26 protein-coding genes and 1 pseudogene are annotated in these 25,385 nt (G+C 39.2%); 17 read left to right on the top strand and 10 right to left on the bottom strand.

Going from position 1 to position 25,385, the window contains the following annotated elements:
- Positions 1–120: 120 nt before the first annotated feature.
- From GKZ89_RS21450 to GKZ89_RS19400, 7 genes and pseudogenes are all read left to right on the top strand, one after another.
- Positions 121–366, top strand: coding sequence for a Uma2 family endonuclease (locus tag GKZ89_RS21450; RefSeq protein ID WP_277753258.1), 246 nt, complete (start codon positions 121–123; stop codon positions 364–366).
- Positions 367–370: 4 nt separating this feature from the next.
- Positions 371–541, top strand: a complete 171-nt coding sequence (locus GKZ89_RS21445; protein WP_277753257.1) for a Uma2 family endonuclease — start codon at positions 371–373, stop codon at positions 539–541.
- 127 nt (positions 542–668) lie between these two features.
- A pseudogene (locus GKZ89_RS21650) lies at positions 669–976 on the top strand (TCP-1/cpn60 chaperonin family protein); the annotation flags it as partial.
- A 141-nt stretch (positions 977–1,117) separates the two neighbouring features.
- Positions 1,118–2,893, top strand: a complete 1,776-nt coding sequence (locus GKZ89_RS19415) for a GmrSD restriction endonuclease domain-containing protein (RefSeq protein WP_155114063.1) — start codon at positions 1,118–1,120, stop codon at positions 2,891–2,893.
- 633 nt (positions 2,894–3,526) lie between these two features.
- Entirely contained in the window at positions 3,527–4,459 is a 933-nt protein-coding gene (locus GKZ89_RS19410; RefSeq protein WP_241680332.1) for a hypothetical protein, read from the top strand.
- A gap of 823 nt (positions 4,460–5,282) precedes the next feature.
- Complete coding sequence (locus GKZ89_RS19405) at positions 5,283–6,683, top strand: hemolysin family protein (RefSeq protein ID WP_155114061.1); 1,401 nt, start codon at positions 5,283–5,285, stop codon at positions 6,681–6,683.
- Positions 6,676–7,689: a CNNM domain-containing protein gene (locus GKZ89_RS19400; RefSeq protein ID WP_155114060.1), complete on the top strand. Its 1,014-nt coding sequence runs from the start codon at positions 6,676–6,678 to the stop codon at positions 7,687–7,689. The genes GKZ89_RS19405 and GKZ89_RS19400 overlap by 8 nt, the downstream gene beginning before the upstream one ends.
- A 303-nt stretch (positions 7,690–7,992) precedes the next feature.
- Here GKZ89_RS19400 and GKZ89_RS19395 read toward each other — a convergent pair whose 3' ends face one another.
- From GKZ89_RS19395 to GKZ89_RS19385, 3 genes are read right to left on the bottom strand one after another with little or no spacing between them, the layout of a single operon-like run.
- Positions 7,993–8,787: a CPBP family intramembrane glutamic endopeptidase gene (locus GKZ89_RS19395; protein WP_155114059.1), complete on the bottom strand. Its 795-nt coding sequence runs from the start codon at positions 8,785–8,787 to the stop codon at positions 7,993–7,995.
- A gap of 48 nt (positions 8,788–8,835) precedes the next feature.
- Positions 8,836–9,951: a DUF1648 domain-containing protein gene (locus tag GKZ89_RS19390; protein WP_155114058.1), complete on the bottom strand. Its 1,116-nt coding sequence runs from the start codon at positions 9,949–9,951 to the stop codon at positions 8,836–8,838.
- Positions 9,948–10,343 carry a GntR family transcriptional regulator gene (locus GKZ89_RS19385; protein ID WP_155114057.1) on the bottom strand — a complete coding sequence of 132 codons (396 nt, stop codon included), beginning with the start codon at positions 10,341–10,343 and terminating at the stop codon, positions 9,948–9,950. The genes GKZ89_RS19390 and GKZ89_RS19385 overlap by 4 nt, the downstream gene beginning before the upstream one ends.
- A gap of 112 nt (positions 10,344–10,455) precedes the next feature.
- Between GKZ89_RS19385 and GKZ89_RS19380 the strand changes: the two genes are divergently transcribed.
- Both GKZ89_RS19380 and GKZ89_RS19375 read left to right on the top strand, forming a co-directional pair.
- On the top strand, positions 10,456–10,806 hold the full coding sequence (locus GKZ89_RS19380; protein ID WP_155114056.1) for a nucleotidyltransferase family protein: 351 nt from the start codon (positions 10,456–10,458) through the stop codon (positions 10,804–10,806).
- Complete coding sequence (locus GKZ89_RS19375; RefSeq protein ID WP_155114055.1) at positions 10,782–10,949, top strand: hypothetical protein; 168 nt, start codon at positions 10,782–10,784, stop codon at positions 10,947–10,949. The genes GKZ89_RS19380 and GKZ89_RS19375 overlap by 25 nt, the downstream gene beginning before the upstream one ends.
- Positions 10,950–10,985: 36 nt before the next feature.
- On the opposite strand, the gene GKZ89_RS19370 is transcribed toward GKZ89_RS19375, so the two are convergent.
- The gene (locus GKZ89_RS19370) at positions 10,986–11,468 is read right to left on the bottom strand and encodes an SRPBCC domain-containing protein (protein ID WP_155114054.1); all 483 of its coding nucleotides are present in this window, start codon (positions 11,466–11,468) and stop codon (positions 10,986–10,988) included.
- Positions 11,469–11,900: 432 nt separating this feature from the next.
- Here GKZ89_RS19370 and GKZ89_RS19365 point away from each other — a divergent pair, with 432 nt between their 5' ends.
- Positions 11,901–13,130: a DUF418 domain-containing protein gene (locus tag GKZ89_RS19365; RefSeq protein WP_155114053.1), complete on the top strand. Its 1,230-nt coding sequence runs from the start codon at positions 11,901–11,903 to the stop codon at positions 13,128–13,130.
- Between the two features lie 535 nt (positions 13,131–13,665).
- A complete protein-coding gene (locus tag GKZ89_RS19360; RefSeq protein ID WP_155114052.1) occupies positions 13,666–14,565 on the top strand; it encodes an HNH endonuclease in 900 nt (299 codons plus the stop codon).
- Between the two features lie 210 nt (positions 14,566–14,775).
- Here GKZ89_RS19360 and GKZ89_RS21095 read toward each other — a convergent pair whose 3' ends face one another.
- Genes GKZ89_RS21095 through GKZ89_RS19335 form a run of 5 tightly spaced genes read right to left on the bottom strand, consistent with a single transcriptional unit; the run spans position 14,776 to position 17,661 of the window.
- Positions 14,776–16,086: an ATP-binding protein gene (locus GKZ89_RS21095; RefSeq protein ID WP_206672157.1), complete on the bottom strand. Its 1,311-nt coding sequence runs from the start codon at positions 16,084–16,086 to the stop codon at positions 14,776–14,778.
- Between the two features lie 17 nt (positions 16,087–16,103).
- A complete protein-coding gene (locus tag GKZ89_RS19350; protein WP_155114051.1) occupies positions 16,104–16,493 on the bottom strand; it encodes a hypothetical protein in 390 nt (129 codons plus the stop codon).
- 21 nt (positions 16,494–16,514) lie between these two features.
- Positions 16,515–16,886: a hypothetical protein gene (locus GKZ89_RS19345; RefSeq protein ID WP_155114050.1), complete on the bottom strand. Its 372-nt coding sequence runs from the start codon at positions 16,884–16,886 to the stop codon at positions 16,515–16,517.
- 22 nt (positions 16,887–16,908) lie between these two features.
- The gene (locus tag GKZ89_RS19340; RefSeq protein ID WP_155114049.1) at positions 16,909–17,364 is read right to left on the bottom strand and encodes a hypothetical protein; all 456 of its coding nucleotides are present in this window, start codon (positions 17,362–17,364) and stop codon (positions 16,909–16,911) included.
- A gap of 21 nt (positions 17,365–17,385) precedes the next feature.
- On the bottom strand, positions 17,386–17,661 hold the full coding sequence (locus GKZ89_RS19335) for a hypothetical protein (RefSeq protein WP_155114048.1): 276 nt from the start codon (positions 17,659–17,661) through the stop codon (positions 17,386–17,388).
- Between the two features lie 627 nt (positions 17,662–18,288).
- Here GKZ89_RS19335 and GKZ89_RS19330 point away from each other — a divergent pair.
- The 5 genes from GKZ89_RS19330 to GKZ89_RS19310 all read left to right on the top strand — a co-directional run bounded on the left by GKZ89_RS19330 (position 18,289) and on the right by GKZ89_RS19310 (position 23,133).
- Entirely contained in the window at positions 18,289–19,014 is a 726-nt protein-coding gene (locus GKZ89_RS19330; RefSeq protein ID WP_155114047.1) for a sugar nucleotide-binding protein, read from the top strand.
- Positions 19,015–19,099: 85 nt separating this feature from the next.
- Positions 19,100–19,669, top strand: coding sequence for a Uma2 family endonuclease (locus GKZ89_RS19325; protein ID WP_162357107.1), 570 nt, complete (start codon positions 19,100–19,102; stop codon positions 19,667–19,669).
- Positions 19,670–19,741: 72 nt separating this feature from the next.
- Positions 19,742–20,482: a Fic family protein gene (locus GKZ89_RS19320; protein ID WP_155114046.1), complete on the top strand. Its 741-nt coding sequence runs from the start codon at positions 19,742–19,744 to the stop codon at positions 20,480–20,482.
- A gap of 476 nt (positions 20,483–20,958) precedes the next feature.
- Positions 20,959–21,405: a hypothetical protein gene (locus GKZ89_RS19315; protein WP_155114045.1), complete on the top strand. Its 447-nt coding sequence runs from the start codon at positions 20,959–20,961 to the stop codon at positions 21,403–21,405.
- Between the two features lie 663 nt (positions 21,406–22,068).
- Positions 22,069–23,133, top strand: a complete 1,065-nt coding sequence (locus tag GKZ89_RS19310) for a ChaN family lipoprotein (RefSeq protein ID WP_155114044.1) — start codon at positions 22,069–22,071, stop codon at positions 23,131–23,133.
- Between the two features lie 172 nt (positions 23,134–23,305).
- Here GKZ89_RS19310 and GKZ89_RS19305 read toward each other — a convergent pair whose 3' ends face one another.
- On the bottom strand, positions 23,306–24,538 hold the full coding sequence (locus GKZ89_RS19305) for a DUF3880 domain-containing protein (RefSeq protein WP_162357111.1): 1,233 nt from the start codon (positions 24,536–24,538) through the stop codon (positions 23,306–23,308).
- Between the two features lie 150 nt (positions 24,539–24,688).
- Between GKZ89_RS19305 and GKZ89_RS19300 the strand changes: the two genes are divergently transcribed.
- Entirely contained in the window at positions 24,689–25,204 is a 516-nt protein-coding gene (locus tag GKZ89_RS19300; protein ID WP_155114042.1) for a pyridoxamine 5'-phosphate oxidase family protein, read from the top strand.
- Positions 25,205–25,385 lie beyond the last annotated feature (181 nt).

Below are 25,385 nucleotides of genomic sequence, written 5' to 3'. Positions count from 1 at the left end.
TTTTTTTGTAAGATAAGTAAATTTCAACAGATGGACATAGGAAATAAGCCCTTGGTCAAACTTATTATGAAAAGAGATTATACTAAAATATTGGTAATGTAAGTGGAAAGGGATGATGGTATGTCTATTCCTGATGAAAGTAAGAAATATTCGTATGCCGATTACTTAACATGGGATGAAGGAGAAAGGTTCCAGCTAATTGATGGGGAAATTTTCAATATGTCTCCTGCTCCTTCACGCAGGCATCAGCAGGTTCTCCGTGAGCTCTCAACCGCTTTTTCTATTTTCCTGCGGGATAAAGAATGTGAAGTGTTTTTCGCGCCATTCGATGTGCGCTTTTACGGTAGAAAACAAACAGGACGATGAGATAATGAACGTTGGCCAGCCTGATTTATCCATTGTTTGTGATCGGAAAAAGCTCGATGACAAGGGGTGCAATGAAGCACCTGATATAATTATTGGAATTCTCTTACCAGCTTCTGTAAAGCTGGATCGATGGAAGAAATTTCAGCTTTATGAAAAAGCGGGATTAAAAGAGTAAAGGCTCGTTGATCCGGTTAACGAATCTGTAGAACTATACGCTTTAATTAGCGGGTAGTACAAATTTCAAGGAGTCTAAACTAAGGGTGATTCGATAAAGGTTAATCGTTTTACTGAACTGGAAATAGATAGGTGCAGCTTCTGAAACAGAACTGTAAGAGTGCAAACTCCGCATCGAAGACGCCCTGAACTCCCGCGTACAACAGTAGAAGAAGATATGTTATCGGCGGTGATATTACCCTTGTGAAGGTATACACAATAAAGTAGCTTTTTTTAAAGCAGAAGGGAATGCTAAAACTGGAAACACTATTCTTCTTCACGCTCTGGAAAAGCCAATATGTTAAGTCGCTCACAACGCAGGCATTGAAGCATCTGCTATCATTGAGCTTCTTAAAACGAAGAAATCGGAGTTGGATTCAACATTGCAACAGGCCAATAAAAAAATATGCCAATGACTCGAGAGGGTCTATTGTTATTGGATATAACATCTGTGTTAAAAAAAGGTATTCGATTTAAGAATAATAAGATATTATAATATTTGGATTTGTAAATATTTCATAAAAGGGGGTTAATTCTTATGAATATTACACCGCGTGGTATGAGTGTAATGAATTTATATCAACTTTACAGGAACAAGTGTTTATTAGTAAATAGGAAATATCAAAGGAAACTTGTCTGGACAAGGGCCGAAAAGGAAGCATTAATTGATAGCGTCCTACAACAATATCCAATTCCGTTAATTTTACTTGCGGAGAAGGGGGTCAATGCCTCCGAACAAACTACATTTGAAATAATAGATGGTATGCAAAGATTAAACGCATTATTTAGCTTTATTGAAAATGAATTTCCTGTTAATGGAGCATATTTCGATGTTACTCAACACCCGACAGCTAATACACATGCAAAAGACGGAATATTTTCAATAGAAAGAGGGGAAGGAATTAAATTACTTGACCAAAAGAAATGTGCTGCATTTTTAGAATATCAACTACCTCTATCGACATTTCAAGGTTCAGAAAAAGAAGTTATAGAAGTATTCGGCCGTATTAATTCCAATGGGAAGCATTTATCTCCTCAAGAAGTTCGACAGGCAGGTACGACTACTGTTTTTTCTGATTTAGTTAGAGAACTTAGCTCTGAAATTCGAGGTGATGTGTCAAAAGAAGTATTATCTTTAACTGAAATGCCTGAAATAAGCATTGATTCTAAAAATATTGCACTAGGTTATGGTGTAACAGCTGATGAAACTTTTTGGTGTAATCAAGGGATACTAAGGGTCTCTCATGTAAGGGATAGCGAGGATGAGCAACTAATTGCTGACATAATATTATCTATTGCATTGAAAGAGCCTTTTTCTGCAAGTAAGGATAACTTTGATGATTATTATCAAAACGATAAAAAGAAATTAGAAATTGAATCAGCCATAGCTACTTATGGTAGGGGAAATTTAGCGAAAGATATTAAGCTAGTGTTAGATAAAATACAAAGTTTAATATCTTATGAATTTTTAGAGAGAAACTATTTAAAAAACATATTGAATCCTAAAGCTAGTGGGAATGCTGTTAAGGAACCTTTTTACACACTATTTATGGCAATGTACCATTTAGTGATTGTTGAAAATAAGGAACCATTTAATATTGATAAAATTTTAGGAAGTTTAAATGGACTTGCCGCTAGGTTAAAGTCAGCAAAGAGTATTTCTATCTCTAATAGAATCTCCAATATTAATTTAACCATAGGGCTTATTCAAACTTACTTCAAACAATCATCCACAGCTCTTAGAAGCCAAGGATTGTTAGCAATTGATTTCGAAAACTTTTTAAGGTTATCAAAAGTAGAGCCACCTTACTATGATTTCAAACAAGGTTTTTACACGCTTGATGGGAGAGTAAGGTCCTTTGATGAAAATAGTTTTGAAAAAATTCTTCACAATATTTCTGCAATGGCGAACTTAGGAAAAGGGAAAAAAGGATGGCTATTTATTGGAGTAACAGACCGGGAAGCCCATACAATAAGAGTAGAAGATTTAGATGAAATTACTGCTATAAGAGTTGGTGAATATGGGGTTGTGGGTCTTGAAAGAGAAGCAGTATTGAAAGGTGTAAGCTTAGATCAGTATTTAGCATACATTACTGAAAAAATTAATAACTCCCTACTGCCCGATAGGGTAAAATCTAATATTTCATCAATGATGACCCCAATCAATTATAAAGAGAAAACGATTTTGATGTTGGAAATCGAATGTGGAGATGAGCCTTGTTGGTATGGCGATGAAATGTATGTTAGAGAAGGAGGACAATGTAAAAAAATTAATGGTGCTGATGTAGCTCTAGTTTTCTCTAGGTTTAAGTAAGATAGTTTTATTAGGTTAGGTTTGGTGCATACTTTATAGTTTTAAAGAAAAAAACTATCGGAGATTACTATATATGGGAAATAATTTTTTTAGCTCTTATTATACAGGTAACTCCGTAAGTCATTTTTAAAAATCACTTATTATTTCCACTGCCCGCTCAGCAGATACGCTTGGTCAATTGCGTATAAATTGCGCGGCTCGAACAATTTTTCCGCTTTTGGTCAGCAATCCACCATTCTAAGTCTGATTTCTCTACCCGCTTGGAAGTGCCAATTTGAAATTGTACGGGCGGGGGAAGGAAGTAAATTCAATGAATGAGTATTTGAACATCATGGATCGTAAGTTGTGAAACCTTGAAAGCATGCCATTTGCAGGTATGCTTTCAAGGTTTCACACTTCTTATTTTTTTATGAGGGAATGGGATCCAGGAGGAAAAAGCCTCATAAAAATTTAAGAATAAGTACTGTTTAAAATAACCGCTATTAAAATTGATAAGTATCCGCTCATATACAAAAATAGTTTCGTATCTTTATCTGAGATTTTAGTTCTAAAATCTTTATCTATGGAGTTAGCTTTTTTAAAAAAACTAGTAAGTTCCTGGAATACAAAATGTCAAATGGGGGAAATTTACAAATGGATGAAAAAACTTTTTGGAAGAATTTTAGTTTAGGAAAAGAATTAAATCTTGCTGGGTCTTTCATCTTTAACGGGCTGAAAGCTTTTGATTCCCTGAAACATTTCTCGCAGGAGGATGAAATTTTCGAATTTTTTTATAGTACATCTATTGGTTTAGAAAGGTTATTAAAAATAATTGTAATATTGATTGAACATAATGATACAACTGATCAAAGGGAGTTTGAAGATAGTCTAAAAACACATAATCATTTGAATCTTATTAAAAGAATTCGGAGAAAACACAGTTGTGATACCCTTGGTAATCTGCAAAATGAATTTCTTGAATTGCTCAGCAATTTTTACAAAACGATGAGGTATGATAGATACACTTTAGGTAGTGTTCAAGATCTTGACAAAGAGAGAGTAGGTCTACTCACTTTTCTTAGAAAACATCTACAAATTGAGAGTCAAGATATTCATATGACCAATACATCAAATATAAAAAAATTTATAGGTAAAGTTGTAGGAAAGATTAGTGAAGTGTTATACGATCTGGTAGAGAGGGAAGCCAGTGCACAAAACATATATACTTATGAGCTACCATATGAATCAAAAGCGAGCATAATATTCCTTGGTAAGAAGTATACCTTTTTTGATAATGATATTGTTTGGAAAGAATTAATGATATATTTAATGAATACGAATGATAGTTCCGGTATGTTAAATCTAATCAGGGAGATAAAACCTCTAGAATTTGAACCAGCGTTAGTGAACGAATATTTAAATGTTTTCAAATCTGATTTAAGTAAGTACAGCCACATGTACCAGATAGAGGAAAATTATCGGAAATTTGATAAAAACCAATTGAAAGAACGGCTTGAAATTCTAGAATTGTTAAGCAATCCCAATGTTTACTTTAATTACGATGATGATTCCGAAGAGAAACGTTGAAGGTTAATTATTGAGATGACGACAAATATAACTGGTTCAGTCAAACCTCAAAAGGACGTTTTCTTTAATTTAGAAGTTGTCCTTTTTAATATACCAGTTAGAGTTTAGTTGGATTTGTAGTTAATTATAATATTGGTAACATCAATATACTTCCCGTTCAGTTGAAACAATCGCTTATTATTAATTTGCGCCCATTTGAAAAGCTCCCTTATTATAGCTAAGTTATTGTGAATAATTATGAAGTCCTAAATTTATTGCTTCCTCTTTAACCTCATCACTTCAAAGGAAATCAAAGGCTCACCATGGAACCTTTCAGCAGAAGCCACAAACATTCCTCAAATTAAATAAAAACATTGATTTATTAGGCTTTTTACTACTTATTTATTAGTGTATTAAATGTGCTGCATGATGTAATCACATCATCTTCCTTGGAAAAACGCGAAACCTTTTGAGGTTTCGCGTTTTTTCTTTTATAAACAGGATGAGGATCGCATCTGCTGTAAAAAAACGTACACCGCAGCACCTATTAAAAAAACGGTGTTCTGCTGGTTGTGATAAAGATAAAAAACGCTTGGTTTCTTCGTGATAGACCATGTGCAGCACACCGGACCAAATTGGTACACGACCTGATTCATTGCTTTTATATGTAGTTTTATGTACGATTGAAAAAAATTAGCTACACCATGGAGGAAAAAAACATGCTAGTAATGCCGTCAACAAATAGTGAAGCTGGTGGCTTAGACCTGTGCAGCAACAGTTCATCTGCCCGACTTCCAGATCAATGTCTCCAGCCACTTTCATTAAATAAAGGTATAGATCGCTTATGTTAGCAGCTGCGCTGACTTTACTGCTCGGCATTATTGTCATTCTCGCTATCATAGCTGCAAATGGTTATTTTGTAGCCCAAGAATTTGCTTATATGTCTGTCGACCGTGCCAGGTTAAGCGCACTGGCCGATCAAGGTGATCGTGCAGCTAAACGGGCACTGGCGGTCACGAAGCGGACATCATTTATGCTTTCTGGATCTCAGCTGGGTATCACGGTTACAGGTCTTCTTGTTGGGTATGTTGCCGAGCCTCTTGTTGGAAAGAGTTTAGGCGTGCTGCTTGATGGAGCTGGAGTGCCTGCTGCGGTTAGTATCTCGGTTGGCACTGTGCTCGCTTTGGCGGTGTCGACAGTTGTGCAGATGATCTTTGGTGAGTTATATCCTAAAAACCTCGCGATTGCCAATCCAGAACCATTGGCTCGCAAGCTCGCCCATTCAACGAATATGTACCTTATGGTTTTCGGGTGGTTAATTAAGGTTTTCGATCAGGCTGCCAATCAATTCCTAAGGCTTTTACGAATCGAGCCAGTTCATGACATCGATAGCAGTGCCAATGCTCGTGATCTTGAGCACATCGTGGCCGATTCCCGTGAAAGTGGTGATTTGCCAAAGGACCTGTCCATTATACTGGATCGAATCCTGGACTTTCCGCAGCGCAGCGTCGAGCACGCAATGACACCCCGTTCCCGCACAGAGTCTGTCGGTCCGGACATAACCATTGGGAAAATGAGGTCCTTGATGGCTCAGGAGCATACCCGTTATCCGGTGATTAATTCCGATGAGGAACCAGTTGGCGTGGTACATCTTGGCGATGTGTTGGGCTCATCTTTGGCTGAAGACGAACCTGTCACTGCGATTATGAGACAGCCGCTTGTCGTCCCTACTTTAATGGCACTTCCTGAGGCACTTAAAGAGATGAAGCAATTAAATAACGATCTTGCTTGTGTCATAGATGAGTATGGGGGTTTCACAGGAGTCTTGACATTGGAAGACTTGGCTGAAGAAGTGGTCGGTGAAATTTTAGATGAGCACGACAGTGACCAGCCAGCGGTCGTCGAACCAAAAGGGGAGGCTTCATGGCAGATGAGCGGAGATGTTCACGTCGATGAGGCCGAACGCGAGATCGGTTATCATCTGCCGCGGGGTGATTATGAAACAATCGCTGGAATGCTCATTGCACAGAGCGGGCATCTTCCGGCTGTCGATGAAACAATCAAGGTGGAGCTGCCGGCTGACCCGGCTGATCTTGTTCAAGAGGAATCCGTTCGCCGTTACTTATCAGCACGGATCATCGAAGTTGACCGGTGGGTGCCGACCTTGGTCAACCTGACAATAGATGATTCAGAAACGGATAGTGATTCTGAATTGAAACAGGTAAGGAGGGGGGATAATGACTAACCCCTTAATTGTAATAGCAGTGACAATAACCATCATTCTCATAAGTGCGTTCTTCGTCATCATGGAATTTGCGTTCCTTGGTGCCCGGCGCCATCGACTCGAGGAGGCAGCGGTTAACAGCCGCGGCGCCCGCGCTGCTTTGAAATCAGTGAATGAACTTACAATCATGCTGGCAGGTGCGCAGTTAGGAATTACAGTATGTACGTTTGCCCTCGGAGCAGTGACGAAACCAGCGGTGGATGCATGGTTTTCAGCGGGTTTCGCTGAGACGGGGCTGCCATCCTGGCTAACCGATGGAACGTCTTTCTTCCTATCCTTGCTGATTGTAACGTTTCTGCATCTGGTAATTGGTGAAATGGCGCCAAAATCCTGGGCGATCGCCCACCCTGAGGCCTCTGCCATTCTGGTTGGCTCGCCTGCCCGCATGTTTATCTGGCTGTTCCGCCCGCTGCTATTATGGGTGAATACGATAGCGAACCGTCTAGTGAAGGCATCGGGTGTGGAACCTGTCGATTCCGCTGCGGTTGGCGGGCAGGATTCTGAAACCATCCGCCATCTCGTGGAACACTCAGCTAATGTAGGCGCACTGGACGCGTCCATCCGTAAGCCTATTTCAGGCGCGCTCGATTTGGAAACCTTACGTGTCGCTGACTTGCTTCCGAAAAAAACATCTCCAACATCAGTGGATTCAGATGCCACAGCACGTGATGTCCAAAAAGCCACAGAACGAACAGGTCATAAACGCATCCTTGTTATGGCAAAAGATGAAGGCCCCCCAAAAGTCCTGCATGTTCGCGATACACTGCTTGAGCCACAGGAACGGCCGGCAATGGAACTGGCTCGCCCTTCGTTCGTTCTGCAGCCGGATACGCTTTTATATGAAGCTCTTACAAACATGCGGCGGTCCAGTGAACAGTTGGCAGTGGTTATGGACGGTCCTAAGTTCATCGGTGTCATCACGATGAATGACGTTTTTCACATTGTGCTCCCGCGCATTAATGATTAGACAAAAGTCTTGAACGCAAGTAAAAGAACGGGGACTGTCCTCGCGCTTCTAAAGCAGCAGAAGAACCCTGCTCATGCTTCTAAGGCTGTCGTAATAAAATAAAACACAACAATGATTCATACCCCTTTCATGATAGGGTTTGAGAACATCATTTACTAAATCGAAAAGCCTCTCAAGAGTGTATAAACTCTTAAGAGGCTTTTCTTTTGTGGTTATCTGCGGAATCCAGGAAAGGAACTAAGCGATATCGTTAGATTAGTCCTTTTCCTATATATAAGCGGACTGGTCTTTTAAAATAGTTATTCATATCAATGAAGTCAAAATCGAAAAAAGTATAAGAGTTACATGAGTAGCCATATGCGCAATCATTCCAGCCTCCAGCCCCTTTTTCCAATAAAGCCACCCGTAGATGATCCCGACCAACCCATTTAAAAAGAGCATTCGGACAAATATAAGAGCTGTCATGTCTACAGCTGCGGCCGTTGCTCCATAATGAGCTAATCCAAAAAGCAGAGCAGATAAGATCATTCCCGTCCATACAATAAAGGATGAGGGTTGATTTTTCTTCCGTTGAAAGATTTTCCAAAGGATAAAAACGAGTAAAGTCATGACCCCCCAGCGAAGCATGAGTTCTTCAGCAATCCCTCCGTACAACAGTCGTGTAGCGAGGTCAAATACTCCTAAAGAAGCTTCCGCATTTGATAAGTGCAGGGCTTCTGGAAGAAAAGGCTGTAGTATGGTGTCTGCCGTTATAATGAGGACGCCGCCCATCACCCCTAAAAGAGCAGAAATCTTAAAGATAGCTCTTACTTTAGGGAACAACGGCTTGCCATATCGATCTTTTTCATAGATAAAAGAATGGAATCCCGTTCTTTCAGCTAAAAAATGACCAATGAGAAGGCCGGCGATAATAAGCAGCAGAGGGTTAAGGAGAGTCAGGAGTGCCATTGTTTCAACTGGAAGTTCTAATGGAACTCCGAGCTCCTCCAGCTGCTGGGGAAGAAGTTCGATCTGCATGGGCAGCAGGGAAAGGACTGCCAGTACACCAACTAATAGAAAGAATATGAAAGAGCGCCATGGTTTTCGAGATTTCTGCATGTGTTCACCTCATCTTGTAGAGTACAATCCTAACTGGCAAGCTGTTCTTTACAACATAAGAAGTATAGGGATACCCGCTGCTGTTGCAATGATTCCGATTACGAACAGCCATGCTGCCGGCCTCGCAAAATTAACCGTCCAGCCGATCCCAAAGCGTTTTTCCAAAAATAATGCTTGATCATTTGGATTATAGTAAATTTGACCAAGTTTCCAATGAATATCATCATCTCGATTAATGGAATCTGCTGATGGTCTGCTTCCACCCGTTTGAATGCGGCTTCCCCCTTGTCCTGTCGAAAATGACAGGGCAATCGCGGCTGACATAATGATCCCGCTGAATACTAAACTCACTATAGTAACCAAATGTTGATTTGCCGGCTGGAAATAGCTCCATTGGATAAATGAAAACATCATCGTTAAGAGGGTTGACGTAAAGAGGAGAAAGAGTGACCATCTTCTTCGGAACAAGGTAACCTGTTTATAAGATTTTTCTGGATCCTCTGCATTCAACTGCTGCTTTGCTTTTGCAATAATCGTGTTGATAAAGATGAACAGCAGGATGAGATACGACTGCATGATTGGAAGGATAAAGACAGTGCGATAGCTTTTCTCAACCGACTGGGTCACTTCTCCCGCAAAATTTACTTTCATCGGCAGGACATCCGGCAGCCGGTCATAAAACAGCGCAGTAAGCAAAGCAGTCAGCAGCGTGATCACGAATGGAATGGCATACCAGGCATTTGACCAGGTAAGCTGCTGTTCACGAAAATCTGTGCGCACGAGGACCTTCTGTGTCCTGTCATGCGTCCAATTGGCTTCTTTTTTTATTCGCTTCATTTTGATATGAAATTTTAAGTAGACCCCAAATGAAATAATGATTGTAAGCAAAGTAAAGGCGGCAAATCCCATACTTAAGGTTTCTTCATTTGGGGTCAGCATCGTTCCAGCCCATAAGAATCCCCCTACTGAAAAAACAGTGACAAGAAGCATAGAACGTACATAACGTTTCCTGATCATTTGTATGGACTCCATATCATAAACCATCTCAGGAATCGACACTCCGAAACTTTCCGTCTTCCGTGTTAAATAGGGAATACACGTCAAGATAAGCGCGATAGGCAGCATTACAATGGAAAAAACAACACTGAGGGCATCGAGGGTCATTTTTTTTCCTCCTCTCTTTGAAATTCATCCAGTACTTCTTGATACAAGGCTGCAATCGACTCATGTGATAGGTCTTTACAAAGGCTTTCCGCTATTAAAGGGCGCAGCGTCTGTTTTAGCGTTTCTTTATATTCACTGTCTGCTTTCGGTACTCCCTCAGGATGAATCACAACACCCTTTTGCCGGTGAATCTGAATATACCCTTCCTGTTTCAACTGCTGATACGCTTTATTCACTGTGTGCAAGTTGACCCCAATGTCTGAGGCCAAAGAGCGGACAGACGGCAGCGGATCGTTAGGACGCAGTTCGTCTTTAGCGATGCCGATAATGACTTGCTTTACAATTTGCGAATAAATGGCATCCTTTGATTCAAAATTAAGTGAGAAGAGCAAATGAAACTCCTTCTTTCTGTAATGGCTGTTATATATAAAGTATAACAGATAGAACGTATTGTCAACGCTTTCAACTGTGCTCGAACATTTTAAACCAAGGACATATGCTATAATGAGCCAAAAAAGAGGAAGGGATATTATGGGAGGTCCTGCAGAATTACGGGAGCAAATCCTAGAACAACTCAAGTCAATCTTGAATGAACAGCTAGGTCAGGAAAAAGCGCTTGTTTATTTATTTGGTTCCTGGGCCAGACAGGAAGAAAAGCATAGTTCCGATATCGACATCGCGATTGGATCTGACTTTCCAATCTCTCCTTTTAAGTGGAATAAACTGATCGAGCAAATTGAGGAATCTACCATTCCTTACAAGGTAGATGTGGTGGATTTACATGATGCCAAAGAATCATTAATCCAACAAGTGAAAAGGGAGGGGATACTTTGGAAAGATTACGCCAACGATTAGAAGCAGGAGAAAAAGCGTTGACTGCCTTTGAAAAGCTAGCTGGACTTGAGAATCCAAGGAAGCAAGGGGACAGCTCTGCTGCTGCCGAAGCACAAGAACCGTCCCCTTACTTGAAGTTAATTGATATATATCCCCTGCCTTAGAACCTTTACAGAGGGCTACTTATAATTTTGCAAATATCACTCAGTATACAAAGCGAGATTCTCTAACGTAGACCTTAATCCTATGTCATGGTCTTCCTTCCGAATTCCTTTTGGGACATTTTCACACACGATTGTAACGGTTGTGCCTCCTGAACTTGGTTCGGGCTCCAGTAGCCATTTTTGTATCATCTCCCCTGAGAACGCAGGGTCATCGGAATTGAAGGTAACGGATTGTACAATTCGCTTATCCGGAACGAACTCCAAGAATTTCGCTTGGACTACATCAGTGTTTGCCGTAGTTTTACCAGAGTTTGAATGCTCTATTTCATAAATAAGGGTCATTCTATAACCCCCGCCTTCACGAGGATCAAACGTTTCAATATGACCTGACATTCCTTTTGGTGGAAGCCAGGAAACGAGATTCTCCGATTTTAAGAAAGACTGGTAGATGGTTTGCGGTAATGCCATAATTATTCTTGAAGCAGTGTCTATCCTCCTGTTAATTGACGCATCCTCCATGAAATGATCCTCCCTCCTCAGCCATTTAGGTCCCTTCGTCAATTTTTTAGCATTGCCAAAATAAATCCTCTAAACTTTTATCCGGATTATCCAAATTTACCTATTCCTTTTCAAAGTTCAACAGAGAAGCGAATATCCCTTCTCTTTTTAACAATCCTGCTGTTCCTCGAAGTTTACCTTTTTCTCGTTCACAGATGGAAGTGATGAAGGGATAAATAGGTTTTTAACGTACCATTGAGGCTGGAAATCGTTTATTTCAGCCTCATTTATACAGGGTTGAACACTTTTTGGTACAGCTCAGCGAATTTTTACGACTTTTCCTTATTTTTCTTTTACAATAGATACCAGGAAGCAAACTTCAAGAATCACGTTCAACAAACAGGAGGTTTCCGTGTAAGATTATTCTGAAGAAATAAGAAGGGAAATGGTGAAATGAGTTCGATTTCAATGAAGGATCGCATCCACACACTGGATATGATCAGAGGATTTGCGCTGTTTGGAATTTTAATAGCAAACATGATTACGTTTAAGACCCCTGCTTTTAATAATATGACCAGTTTAGTAGAAGGGGAAAGTCTGCCGGAGGGCGGTTTGAACAGTGTCCTGACCATTCTTACTTCGGTGTTTGTTGACGGCAAATTTTATCCGATGTTTTCGATGTTATTCGGACTCGGTTTTTATATTTTCTACACCCGCTTGATGCAGCGAGATCTGCCAGCAACCAAGCTGTTTATGCGGCGTCTCGTATTTTTACTGTTTCTTGGACTCGTTCACCTTGTGTTGATCTGGTCGGGAGATATTCTTCACACCTATGCGATTACAGGTTTTTTGCTGCCCCTCTTTATTCGCCGCTCGCCTAAGGTCATAAAAATCTGGGGAGTTGCCTTATTTATTGTTGGCACTCTGTTTTTTACCCTTATACTGATCGGCAGCGGCTGGGGTACGGAATATATGATTGCAGAAGGGTTTGAAACCGTTGAATCCCTTAAGGCAGAAGAACTCGCAGGAGCATCTGTGATGGCAGCAGGCAGTTTCGGAGAAATACTTGAGTATCGATTTTTTAACGAGGTTCTGTTTGTTTTCTTCCAGATTTTTTTACTGATCCCTACGATTTTGCCGCTGTTTTTAATAGGGCTTTATTTCGGTAAAACCGGGATGTTTGAGAACATTGAGGGCAATATCAAGAGATGGAAAAAGATTCTTTGGCTCGGACTAGGCATCGGGGCACCGCTTGTCGGCCTTTCTGAAGCAGTGAAATATAATTTTTTTGACTGGCCGCTGTACTTAACTTACCCTGTTGCGGAAGGTTTAAATATGCTTGGCGGACCCCTTCTTATGCTTTTCTATGTGGCCTTGGTTGTTCTTGCGACACGTAAAACTTCTGTAGAAAAGATGCTCATGCCTTTTGCATCGGTCGGCCGTATGGCGCTGACCAATTATTTGATGCAATCCATTATTGCGGTAAGCCTTTTTAATGGCTACGGCTTCGGTCTTTTTGGCCAGGTATCAAAAACGCAGGGAGTCGGAATCGCCATTGTGGTCTACTCCGTGCAGGTTGTACTCAGCTACTACATTCTTAAAAAGTTCAATCAAGGTCCGCTTGAATTTGTCTGGAGAAAGTGGACTTATGGCGGGATCAAAAAGAAATCAAAAGCGGCTTGAACGGGAAAACCCAGCAGGATTTGCTGGGTTTTCTTGGTTAGAAAATGTTTTCTGAAAAGGAGAAAAGTCACATTATAGTAATTATTCACCATTGCATTAATTGCGACTTGTCACATACGTTACCTAAAACTTGCTGAACCACCATTGGAAGTAGTAGTGGTGACCAATTCATTAAGTTGTTGTTTTCGTCTTGCGCCAACTAGCACCTTATCCGCTCTGCCAGCAAAGTTGCAGTTGCATTTCCCATTCCACTGCTTGCTCCATTATGGTAATGAACCTGCCTTTAACTAACTTTCCTTATTTTAACAAAAATTATCCCGTTGTCTTTTATTAGCGCAGGAAAATATAACTATAAAATGCATTGTACAAGTAGTATAATATACTCAGTTGTAAAATAATACAATAACTTACCGAATGATTTATAAAGGCTATAAAAGTGTCAAAGATGGTTTAATGTTCAACAATAAATAGCTTTTCTGTGAAAAGATATAGAGAATTTTTTAAGAAAATAGAATTATATGAATGAGAGGTATCTATGGTCATATTTCGTAAAACCGGGAAAATAATTGGAACAGTTGGGGGAGGGTTAATTGGTGGTACTTTTAAAGTAGCTGGAAAAGCCGTAGGTAGTAAGTGGAAAGGGACTGGTGAATGGTTAGAGGACGTTGGAGATAATGTTCAATCTGCTTCTAAAATTGCTTTAGACAATATAGGACAGTTTGTAGATGGAGCGGTTCAAGGTACATATGGTGCTATTAAAAAAGATGAATATTACAAACAAAACGGATTAAATGACTTACAGGATTCCGCAAGTAAAACGATAAAGGGAATTAGTTCTTCTCTAAAATACACAGTTAGTAATGCCGGTAACACTTATAAAGGATTCACAAGTGGAGATAGAGAGCAAGCAATAAATGGATTAAAGAATCTTGGCAAAGTAGTAGCTGTATCAGGCCTTGCTATAGGTATAATAGATTTGGTAGATGGAGCAGAAATCGTGGAAGCAGAAGAAATTGAAACTAGAAATGATTATCTAAGCGGGTATGTACATCCAGAAACAGGAGTACATTTCGTTGAAAAAACAGTTGTTGATTTACCTAATGGACAAGTTATTGAAGGCACTTTCCCTATATTTGATGAAACTTTCAATGTCATGATTGCGGAAGAATTGTATTTAGAAACTGATAATGTTCATTTTGAAGTAGCTAATGAGACATTATATCAAGCCATTACAGATAATCCAAATATCGCTAATGAGTTAGGTTTCTCACAAGCTGATGTTCAAGGTCTTGCAAACGGACAAACACCGGAAAGATATACTTGGCACCATAACGAGGAACCTGGTCTTTTACAGTTAGTAGATATAGAAACTCATGCTCAAACTGCACATACAGGGGGCCGAACTATTTGGGGCGGTGGAAGTGATTACCGCTAAAAAAACAAAAGGAAGTTAAGGAAAAGACTACTGATTCTTTAATATGTATTTAAAGAAATTGTTTGGCATATTAGTGAACAAGAAATCCCTCAATTATTTTGATAACAAAATAATAGAGGGATTTATAGTTTTGTGAAAGGATATTTTCTACTCTTGATATAAACTTGTTTGAATAGTGTTTTATTGGTATAAGTGTTATCCCCCTACTACTTAAGCAGAGTTCACTTTTTCCGCATCTAAATTTTTTTGAATGCGTTTTTCTAATTGTTCCTTCACTTCAAATGAAATCGTAGGTCCGCTTTCGCTTTTTAAAAATTCAAGATTACTTTTTAGCTTTTCAAAGGCTTCTTTGAAATATTTAAAGCTGATGACTTCTTCGTTATTAAATGCAGCGTAAGTTAATGTTTCTAGAATGGCATTTTTAATTTGACGACCTGCTAAGCCTTCCGATATCGCTACAAGTTCATCTAATTGTGCATCCGTTAAACTATCATTTTCAATAGGAGCTTTTACCGGAATCATTTTACGAATAATTGATTTGCGAAGTCTACTATCAGGTAAATCGAATTTTAAATGTTTTAAAATTCTAGATTCAAATGCATTGTCATAATTTCCCACTAAGTTTGTTGCGAAAATCACGATGCCTTCGAAGTTCTCAAGTAAAATTAATAATTGACTTCTTAAAGAGTTTATTGCTTGATCTGAACTTGACGATACGTCTGCAATTCGCTTACCTAAAAATGAATCGGCTTCATCGAAAAATAATACTGCCTTTTCTTTCGAAGCTGCTTCAAATGCTTGTACTAATTTTTTTGGTGCGTCTCCTACATATTTTGATTCAATCTCAGAGTAATTTAAAGCGAGAATTGAAGAATTATTATAGGAAGCAATAGCGTGAGCTGCCATTGTTTTACCTGTTCCAGGCGGTCCGAAGAAGTTTAAAATTGCTTTTGGAATGTTATCAATTTCTTCAAAGCCCCACTCTTCATAAATTTTCTTTTGGTTTGAAATAGTCATTAAAGCTGCTTTAATTTCTTTTTCTAAGGATTCATTTAACACCATTTGTTCCAAAGAATATTTAGGTGGTGTAACGAAAAAATCAAATTTTTCGTCATTATTTTTCGATTGTAATGAAGGATTTTGGTCAACCAAACCTTCATCACTATTTTCTTTAATAGTAATAGCTTCAATTGCTGTATCATATAATATAAAGCATTCGATTTTATTAACTAAAGTAGATTTTTGTACGTAGGTTTGAAGGTCAATGCTTAACTGAATGCGAACATTTAAAAGGTTTTTCGAATTAACTTCGTTTGGGTAAACACTGATTGCAAGAAGATCGGTTGGAATTTGTGGCGCATCTTTGAATGTTCGAATAAGAATGTTTACTTTCTCACAATCACTTGGACCAGCTTCAATAAGTGCTTGTTCTAGTTTTTGGAGTTTATTTAGTAAGGTATCTTTTAATAAAATTTCGTCTAATGTTAATTTTGCAGATAGCCCCTGTAGTTCAATATTCAAGGTAGTCTCGACCCTTTCTACTTTAAAACAATCATATCTGTATCATTAAACGCGCTTGTAATAGTATCAGATAAGGTTTTATAGTCAATAATTTGTGATTCAACAATATTATTAGTTTTAGTGTTATAAATGCATTGTACTAATAGGTTATTAGAGCCTAAATCAAAATCATTTAATAGTTCGCTTGTTTTTTTTAGTACTAACAATTTTACATCTTCTGTGTTTTCTAGCATTTCTAATTGTTCCTGAAACCATGGCGTTACACTATCAATTTCTACAGTATTAATTTGAACACGTTTGTTTTCGAATGGATCTGCTTTATCCCGTTTAATTATACGGTGAAATAAGTTAGATTTTTTCTCGATTTTAGGATCGGTATTCTTATTACCGAAGTTTAGAAATCCCATATTAATTACTCCTTAACGTTATTATCTAAGCACTAACATATCTTGTGATCCAAATGCTTTATTTGTCTCTTTGTCAAATTGTTTAGCTGTTGTAATTTGTACAGTACCATCCTTAATTTTTTGGGTGTTTTTGTCATAAACTAAAGTAACAATCGGTGGTGTTAATCCTAAATCAATCTGCGAGTAGTTGTTAGAATCTAAATTATTTTGAATAGTATTTCCTACATCTTTTAGTGCAATTGCAACTTCATTGTTCTCTGGATTGTATTTGCTTTCCTTATATAAACGCTTAAAAGTATTAACAAGATGTTTAGTAAATTCAAATAGCGTAATGGCTAATTTCTTAATGAATCGCCAAGCTCGTGCTAGGTATTTCTTTATTTGCTCCCACATATCGTTAAGCCTCGCAGTTCTGTTAAGTTAATATAATTAATTTTTGATTGTTGAAAGATTGTTTTAGTGATTCAGCCATTTCATTTGTATATAACACCTTTAAAGGTGCCATACCTAGCTTAATTGTTTTATCAATTAAAAAAGTTTGAATGATTGTTATTGGTGCGCCATGTTCGTCTGACTGAAGGTATAGAGCAGGTTGACCATTTTGTTTATTCGCAATTTGGAACTTAAACCAAGGTAAGCAATCGTATAAATCTAATGTTTCGAATTTTTCCTCTTCTATAGCTAGAGCTTCCTTGATATTCTTCCATTCTGAAGAGGATATGCCTAATATAGGGTTAATACCGTTCGGGTTAAAAAGATCTTCAAAGGAAATATTTTTTTCGGTGATGATTTCTAATACTTCACGAGTACGTTCTTCTGTAATAAACTGCTTCAAAACTTGTGTAGCAACTACTTGTAAAATTAAACTCATAAATTAGTACCTCGAACTATATTAAATTTTTATTTTTTGATATAAATTTTGTGTATCAACATTAACTGCTTCAATACGCACTTTTTTACTACCTAAATTACCTGTAAGGTCTAGGTCAAATACGTTATACTCTTTTTGTTGTAGTTTTGCTGTAACGTTACTTCCTAACTCATTCTGGTATTGATTCGCTAGTCTGCTAGCTTCTTGCTCTAATACACGTCTGTTTAAATAATCTAATGTTATAACGATAGCTGTACCAATAAAAGCAGCTGCTAATAAGCCTAAGAATAGTGACAATTGTACCACCTCTTTTTAGTTTATATATGTATTATATACTATTTAAATGGTTATTTGAGGTAAATAGTAACATAATTTTCGTATTATATTAATTAATTAAATATTGTAAATTTTCTCATTGATTATTGCGGATATAAAAATAACTTTAAAAGATTTTAAGTAAGTAGCTAGCGGATAAAGAAGGGTTAGTAGACTGGTATTGATAAGCCATTATTATTCCGTAAAAAAATATGGAATTCTTTACGGAAATTGTGTGTCATTAAATACTCAAAAATTAAATGACTATACAGTTTTTTTGAAAATGAAATTCATTAAGAATGAGAAAATAAAAATACAAGAAGACCGGTTAACTATATTGGAGATCTTTAAGGCTTAGATAAAGATGCACATAAAGCAACGGTAATTGAAGAGACAGTAAAATGAAATCTTACATTTTAAAGACGTAACGTATAAAACCAAAATATTGAATACCAAGCGGATCATACCTCTACTCCCACTTGCTACTGCAGTGCAACATAAACTTCTTCGTGCACAATTTTACTTTTCCCATATTCATCAGGTCCTTCAAAAGACGTTATGCTAATATTGACTTAAGCGATCAGTCAAAAAATGAAAGAGAGTGGTTATATGAAAGCCATCATCACTGGGATGAATGGAGCGGTTGCACCATTTGTGAATCGGGAACTGGAGAAGAGGGGAATTGAAACAGTCATCTGGGACCGGGCAAAGGTGCCTACGGACAATGAGAAAGATGTTTTCCATTTTATTCATGAACATAAACCGGATTACTTTTTACAAATTGCAACGGGACCCGTCGAATGGCTTGAATACATCGCCAAGGCAACAAAGGAACTGGGAGTGAAGCTCGTCTTCACAAGTACGGTTTCCGTTTTTTCCGAGCAGGGGACAGGGCCTTACACCATTGAGAGTGTGCCCGATTCCGAAGAGGATTACGGTCTATACAAAATAGAGTGCGAAAAGACGGTCAGAGCGTTTCATCCGGGCGCAGTCATTTTGCGGATTGGCTGGCAGATTGGAACCAGCGCCGGCTCGAACAACATGATCGATTTCCTTGAAAGGACCTTTCAGGAAAAAGGAGTGATCGAGGTCAGTACAGAATGGTACCCTTCAACCAGCTTCCTGACAGAAACCGCCAAAGTGATTGTGGATGGAGCTGCGATTCTTGAACCGGACACCTATCTTGTGAACTCAAATAAAAAATATTCGTTCTATGAAATTGCCCAGCATTTGAAAGAGAAACACAAAGCGGAGTGGATTGTGCAAAAATCCACGGACTTAAAAAGAGACGACAGGATGTTTGATGACCGGATCAATATACCGGAACTTTTTTGAGTTGAAGAGAGGGGGCAGATCTACGGCACGAAAAAAGCCAGGGGTTTGGCCCCTTCATTAGATGTAAATCGAAAGGAATGATGGTGTGTCTATTCCTGATGAAAGCAAGAACTATTCTTATACCGATTACCTAACAGGGGATGAAGGAGAAAGGTTTGAGTTAATTGATGGGGAAAAATTCCCTATGTCTCCTGCTCCTTCACGCAGGCATCAGCAGGTTCTTCGGGAGTTATCTACCGCTTTTACTATTTTCTTGCGGGAAAAAGAATGTGAAGTGTTTTTCGCGCCTTTCGATGTGCGATTATTAGGGGAAAACAAACAGGACGAAGAGATAATGAATGTTGTACAGCCGGATCTGTCGATTGTTTGCGATCGGGAAAAGCTTGATGACAAGGGGTGCAATGGAGCACCTGATATGATTAGTGAAATCCTCTTGCCAACATCTATCAAAATGGATCGATGGAAGAAATTTCAGCTTTATGAGAAAGCGGGAGTAGAAGAGTACTGGCTCGTTGATCCTGTTTACGAATCGGTAGAATTATATGCTTTAATTTGCGGGAAGTACAAATTTCAAGGAGTTTATACTAAGGGTGATTCGTTATCGGTTTATCATTTTGCTGAACTGGAAATAGATCTAAGTCGAATATTTGAATAAGGTTTCGATGGTAACTTATAAGGAATACTTTAATGTAATCTGATTAAGATTAGCTATGAAAGAGTTGAACCCATGTTCGAAAGAATTGATCAGGTAAAAGCTATCCTAAATATCAGTCGGCCACTGCCCAAGTATACAGCCAGAAGCTTACGCGAAAAACTATTTCTCGAATGGACCTATCATACGAATGCAATAGAAGGAAACTCATTAACAATCAAAGAAACTAAGGTCGTTCTCGAAGGAATTACGATTGGCGGAAAAACCCTTTGTGAACATTTGGAGGTTATCAATCATCGTGATGCGATCACGTATGCAGAAGAGATCGTACATAAGGAAGAACCTTTGTCAGAGTGGCAGATTAAAAACTTGCATCGTCTTGTCCTGAAAGGCATTGATGATGAATATGCAGGTGTGTATAGAGATCAGCAGGTTTTTATTTCTGGTGCTCAACATATCCCCCCAGCACCTTTTCTCATAAAAGGGGAGATGGAGCAGCTGATGAGCTGGTACGAACAAGCACAAAAAGAAAGCTTGCATCCGATTGTCCGAGGAGCCATGCTGCTTGCCCTCTTTGTTGGAATTCACCCGTTTATTGATGGAAATGGCAGGACATCAAGACTGCTGTTAAATCTGGAACTGATGAAGGATGGCTTTCCTCCAATTGTAATCAAGATGGAAAATCGCTTGGCTTATTATGAAGCATTGGATAAAGCGCATACGAAGAAAGAATATGGTGATTTTGTTGAGTTGGTAGCTATTGAAGCGGAAGACTCGCTGAATCTTTATTTGAGGGCAATTAATATAAATCCTTAATTGTCAGTTGAAAAGTTTAGTTAACTGGAGAAGGTTTATAGTCAGAAATTCACAGTTAAATTAAATCATTATCTGAAAAAACCGCAAACCTATGAGGTTTAGCGGTTTTTAAAAAACTATTAGTACCCTTTAACTTTATATTTTTATTGGGCAATTATTTTTTACCTGGTCCTGGTACGGTTAATACGATCTCTTAGAATATAGAGAATGATTAATAAACCCATCAGGTAAAAAGAATAAGGGAGCATCCAAGATACGGTGCTTTGTTCAAATAGAAAATAGAAAATGGTAGCTCCGACAATTCCAAGTAAGAAATATACTAACCAGAATGTAGTTTTATTCATTTTTTATCCTCCATTCTTTGTAGTAGAAGTTATATTTATCATAACAAATATCCCTATCAATTTACAAATTATTCTCAAAATGGGTTCACATACTGTTAATTTATAGTTAATATGGAATTAGGAGGTGGAAAAATGAAGAATTTTCTTAGTCAGTCGACCATTCCTATCCTAATTTCGGTGTTGCTTGCTAGCTCATTAGTCCCTGGAACTGTTTCTGCAAAAGAAGGCCCTCATCGTGATCACGATTATGAAGGTGGAGGGACCTCCATTTGCAAGAATGGAGACACAGACGTCTACGACCGCCAAGATCTGCAGAATTTAGCTAACCGTTATGATGTAACCATTGGAACTGGACAACCTCTTCTTGATACTTTAATGAGCCTTGCGGGACCATTAGGTATCACTTATGGGGTGAGCATAAGTGCTACTCAAACTGCAGCCAATGAGATTAAAAACATTGCCGAGTATTCCCTGGAGAATGGAACGCATTTAGCGGTAAAGAGCTATGCGAATACCTCTGGAAGCTATCCAAAAGTGCTTATTGATTATACACTTTATGACTACGATCCTTGCCCTTAAACGAAGATAAAACACATATTTATAGTGAAATAAGTGGACAGATAGAGATATAGGTAGAAACAAGAAGCGTTCCATTACATCATATTGATGCAAAGGAACGCTTCTTGTGCTTTCAAGGCAGAAGAAGCGTTTTCTTGCTTCCCTGGAAAAACGCGAAACCGTAGAGTTTAGCGTACAATTGAAATGCCGGCACCTACGAGCCCTACTTCGAAAAAAACATCAAAAAAGAGCACTTTTCCCCTTAATAATCTTAAACCATCACTATTGGTTAGGCATTAAACTAAAGTTCTATTAAACTTTTTGAAGAAAATCATAAAAAATCATGAATTTTCTTCATTACATAATATAGAATATTGAATTCCAGCTTTAGTCACCAGATGGAGTTACCCCTTTTATATTGGCTTTGTTAAAGCATAGTGTTGATTTTTCACACCTGTTGATTGGAGCGGAAGGCGTGAGACTCCTGCGGGAGCAGCGGGACAGGTGAGACCCCGCAGGCGCGCAGCGGCGAGGAGGCTCACCGCCCGCCCCGCGGAAAGCGAACGCCTGCAGCGGAAATCAACAGCCAAAGTTTAACAGAGCTTTTATATTCAAACAATGAAGTATGCAGGTGTAAAGATTCCCCCGCATGATTCTTAAGTCTATTAAATGGATGGTGCCAATATGGAAAAGTATATTAAATATGTAAAAGAAAACTTCTTAACTCCGGAGCAGTATATCCTAAGCAAGTTTGAAGAGCATGAGGTGATTTTATTAGGGGAAGACCATGCTGTAAAAGACACCCTTGATCTGGCCATTAGCCTTATTCCTCAATTATATCAGTCGGGCGTGTATAATTTCGGGATGGAGTTTGGGGCGAGCGAAGATCAGGCTGACTTAGACAGGCTGATTACCAGCGAAGAATATGACGAGACAGAAGCAAGACGGTTGCTGTTCAACTACAACGTTAGATGGGCTTATAAAGAATACGCCGACATCTATAAAGCTGCTTGGAAATTGAACAAGTCCCTGCGAAAGGGCGAGAGAAAATTTAGAATTTTAAACTTGAGCTATATGTATAACTGGGAAGGGTATTCTGGTATGAGAACCCCCACAAGCTTAAAGAAGGTCTTTCATAAAGGAAATATCCTGGCCTTCAGAGCAAACCTTGTAGAAAGAGAAATTTTGGCCAAAGGGGAAAAGCTCTTAGTATTAACTGGGACACCACACGCCTACACAAAATTCAAATTTCCTGTCGTTGACAGTAATGCAGACGAGTTCTACTCTCTTCAGGGAGGCGGGTTCGGGAACCGATTACATGAAAAATTCGGTTCAAGGATCTTTAATATCCTCATCCATCAACCTGCTATACATATCAACACTCTGCTTCCTCATGCCACGAAGGGAATAAAAACGATTGAAACGGTTATGGAGAGATTAGACTATCAACCCGTTGGCTTTGACTTAATGAACACGGTTATGGGCGACATTCCCGATGATGGTTACAACTCTATTCCCTATGAAAATTTCACCCTCAAGGAAGTTTCCGATGGCTACATCTTTACAAAACCATTAAGAAGAATGCAGGGCTGCACGGTAGACTATGAATACTTAAAGGGTAAAAACTTTGAGGAAGTTCAAAGCAATTGGCCGGATAAAGATTGGACTCCTATTCCTGAAAATGAGAAGGCGTACTGGAAGGAAATCGAGGATTATGTGGATTTAAGGGAGAGGTACTATACCGAGTAAGTACCTTAAAACCGTTAAGGAAATCGTGAAAAAGATAGCCGGGAAAGATTCAGTGGATGACGGCAAGGCGGAAATACGAACTAGCTGCTGCGTCTAGTAAAGTCACCTAATAGAACCTGAAAACGCGAAACCTTTGAGATTTCGCGTTTTTTACTATTGCATTTAAGGCTCTCTACAATAACTCATTCACCTTTTTCAGCCACAAATTCAACGCCCGAGGAATAATAGCTGGATTCTTTTCTTTGATTTTAAGGATCTGTCCTTCATAAATCTTGTCAGAAAGAAAACTGTTCATTTTCATCATTTCTAATAGGGGAATGTTATGCTTAATCGAAATTCCCATTAAGGTTTCACCAGGCATTACCCGATGAATACTGGAGGTTTCATAGTGAATCCATCTTCCGCCTTCTGGTGATTTTGGTGCGGCCTTTAGAATCCCCCTGCTTGTTGCATGCAGCAGCATTTCTTCCGCCCGCTGCTGGTACGAATTTAGTTTGACGGCGTTCCGCCCGTTTGCCCGGATCAGTTCCCTTCCTATCGGATTCGCTAAATAGGATTCAACCTTTTGAATGGTTTCCATAGGGGAGGCTGAAACGATCAAGTCATGATCAGGTATAAACTTTCCTCTAACTGCAGGTGTATCATTGGTTAGCAGAACTCCTCCTGAACCGAGAATTTCATAGGTGCGCTGGGTAAGCTGATCTTCGCAGTTCTGCAGACCGATGACGATTTTTGCCGAGCTGTAGATTTTATGGGCATCCCGGTAATCTACATATCCGTGAATCCATTCATCTGGAATCTTCTTTCCTGCATAATTCTCCATCTGCTCCCAGTCTTTTCCCCAGAAGTCAATGCGGATCCCTCTTTGCAGTAAAGGTGCGATCAGCGTTTTTAGAGAAGAAGCACGGTATCCGTTCGGCTCATTTTTAATGAACTTCGGATAGGCGTTTGCCACCACTGCAATGTCACTGCTGTAGTCTGATAGAGGCGGAATCTGGTGATGGATGCTGTCATGGTAGCCAAAGTCGAGGGGAGCCGCCTTTATTCCTTGCGCTTCATAACTGCTTAGTAAAGAAGGAGTAACCGTGAAAACAAGATCAGGCTTCATTCTGCTGATGAGCGGCAGAGTGAAATTCTTCGTATGAAGAGGATCCTCCGTTGCCCAATACACGAGCGGGATCTTCGCCTTCTCCACAGCGTTTCGAATCCATAGCTGCTTCGCCTCCCAGTGCTCCTCCGTCCAGCCCATCGATACAATAAGGTCAGGCTTCACCTTTTCTATCATCGGTGAAATGCTTTCAATACTAATAGGCCCGGAAATGATAGCCGTATGACCGGCGTCCTTGAATCCGTTTGGCAGGCCATAAATCCACATCGGGTGACTTTCAAGAAAAAGAATCTTTATGTCTTGTCCCTCCCATTCTAACGGTACCTACTATTCTTATGTGCATGCAGGAAGGACTGGCACGGCTTAAAAGCCTGTTAAACGTGTCAAGCTGCACCGATAAGGGAAAGAAAAGGGTAAATAGATGATTATTAGAAGGAGGAAACGATCATGTCTAAGGAAATAACAGAAAACGAGAAAACCTTAAAAAAGATCAAAGAGTTGATCAAGGATGAAAAGGTAGCGATGCTGACTACCATTTCCCCTGAAGGCAGGCTGATGTCACGGCCGATGCAAACACAAGAAGTGAGGATGGAGCAGGAAGAGATTTGGTTCATCACCAAAAAAGATACAGAGAAATACAGGGAGATTCAAAACAATCCCGCTGTTAACCTCGCTTACGCAGGCAGTTCCTACGTCTCGATCAGTGGAACGGCTGAATGTGTCCAGGACGAAGAGAAGAAGAAGGAATACCTTAATTTTGTTGTAGAAAAAGTACTGAATACATCTGCTGAAGACGAGGATGTCGTTCTGATTAAAGTAACACCTGAAATCGCTGAATACTGGGAGTCCGGCTTCAACTTTAAAACCGTTAAGGAATTCGTGAAAAAGATGGCCAGTAAGAACTCGATGGAAGACGGGAATAAATTGAAAGATACGGTTACGTTTGGCGGGAATGTGAAATAGTCGCTTCAAAATTATAGTAAAAAGCGCGATTCCTTCGAGATTTCGCGTTTTTACTATGTATTCATTTTTGCTTCTGTTTCGAACGGAATTACTTTTAAATAATAGGCTTTGTTAAAGCATAGTGTTGATTTTTCACACCTGTTGATTGGAGCGAAAGGCGTGAGACTCCGAGCTGAGAGCA

This window comes from Metabacillus mangrovi (assembly GCF_009711125.1).
GTDB classification, from domain to species: Bacteria; Bacillota; Bacilli; order Bacillales; family Bacillaceae; genus Metabacillus_B; species Metabacillus_B mangrovi.
Note: the sequence above shows the minus strand (reverse complement) of the source record. Positions and strands in the feature narration are given on the sequence as shown.

Bases quoted from the DNA above. Each gene is read 5' to 3' on its own strand.
- GKZ89_RS19330 (WP_155114047.1), top strand. From the start codon at position 18,289: ATGAAAGCCATCATCACTGGGATGAATGGAGCGGTTGCACCATTTGTG.
- GKZ89_RS19405 (WP_155114061.1), top strand. From the start codon at position 5,283: ATGTTAGCAGCTGCGCTGACTTTACTGCTCGGCATTATTGTCATTCTC.
- GKZ89_RS21445 (WP_277753257.1), top strand. From the start codon at position 371: ATGAACGTTGGCCAGCCTGATTTATCCATTGTTTGTGATCGGAAAAAG.
- GKZ89_RS19380 (WP_155114056.1), top strand. From the start codon at position 10,456: ATGAGCCAAAAAAGAGGAAGGGATATTATGGGAGGTCCTGCAGAATTA.
- GKZ89_RS19320 (WP_155114046.1), top strand. From the start codon at position 19,742: ATGTTCGAAAGAATTGATCAGGTAAAAGCTATCCTAAATATCAGTCGG.
- GKZ89_RS19390 (WP_155114058.1), bottom strand. From the start codon at position 9,951: ATGACCCTCGATGCCCTCAGTGTTGTTTTTTCCATTGTAATGCTGCCT.
- GKZ89_RS19315 (WP_155114045.1), top strand. From the start codon at position 20,959: ATGAAGAATTTTCTTAGTCAGTCGACCATTCCTATCCTAATTTCGGTG.
- GKZ89_RS19345 (WP_155114050.1), bottom strand. From the start codon at position 16,886: ATGTGGGAGCAAATAAAGAAATACCTAGCACGAGCTTGGCGATTCATT.
- GKZ89_RS19350 (WP_155114051.1), bottom strand. From the start codon at position 16,493: ATGGGATTTCTAAACTTCGGTAATAAGAATACCGATCCTAAAATCGAG.
- GKZ89_RS19310 (WP_155114044.1), top strand. From the start codon at position 22,069: ATGGAAAAGTATATTAAATATGTAAAAGAAAACTTCTTAACTCCGGAG.
- GKZ89_RS19340 (WP_155114049.1), bottom strand. From the start codon at position 17,364: ATGAGTTTAATTTTACAAGTAGTTGCTACACAAGTTTTGAAGCAGTTT.
- GKZ89_RS19395 (WP_155114059.1), bottom strand. From the start codon at position 8,787: ATGCAGAAATCTCGAAAACCATGGCGCTCTTTCATATTCTTTCTATTA.
- GKZ89_RS19365 (WP_155114053.1), top strand. From the start codon at position 11,901: ATGAGTTCGATTTCAATGAAGGATCGCATCCACACACTGGATATGATC.
- GKZ89_RS19360 (WP_155114052.1), top strand. From the start codon at position 13,666: ATGGTCATATTTCGTAAAACCGGGAAAATAATTGGAACAGTTGGGGGA.
- GKZ89_RS19410 (WP_241680332.1), top strand. From the start codon at position 3,527: ATGGATGAAAAAACTTTTTGGAAGAATTTTAGTTTAGGAAAAGAATTA.
- GKZ89_RS19400 (WP_155114060.1), top strand. From the start codon at position 6,676: ATGACTAACCCCTTAATTGTAATAGCAGTGACAATAACCATCATTCTC.
- GKZ89_RS21450 (WP_277753258.1), top strand. From the start codon at position 121: ATGTCTATTCCTGATGAAAGTAAGAAATATTCGTATGCCGATTACTTA.
- GKZ89_RS19415 (WP_155114063.1), top strand. From the start codon at position 1,118: ATGAATATTACACCGCGTGGTATGAGTGTAATGAATTTATATCAACTT.
- GKZ89_RS19370 (WP_155114054.1), bottom strand. From the start codon at position 11,468: ATGGAGGATGCGTCAATTAACAGGAGGATAGACACTGCTTCAAGAATA.
- GKZ89_RS19300 (WP_155114042.1), top strand. From the start codon at position 24,689: ATGTCTAAGGAAATAACAGAAAACGAGAAAACCTTAAAAAAGATCAAA.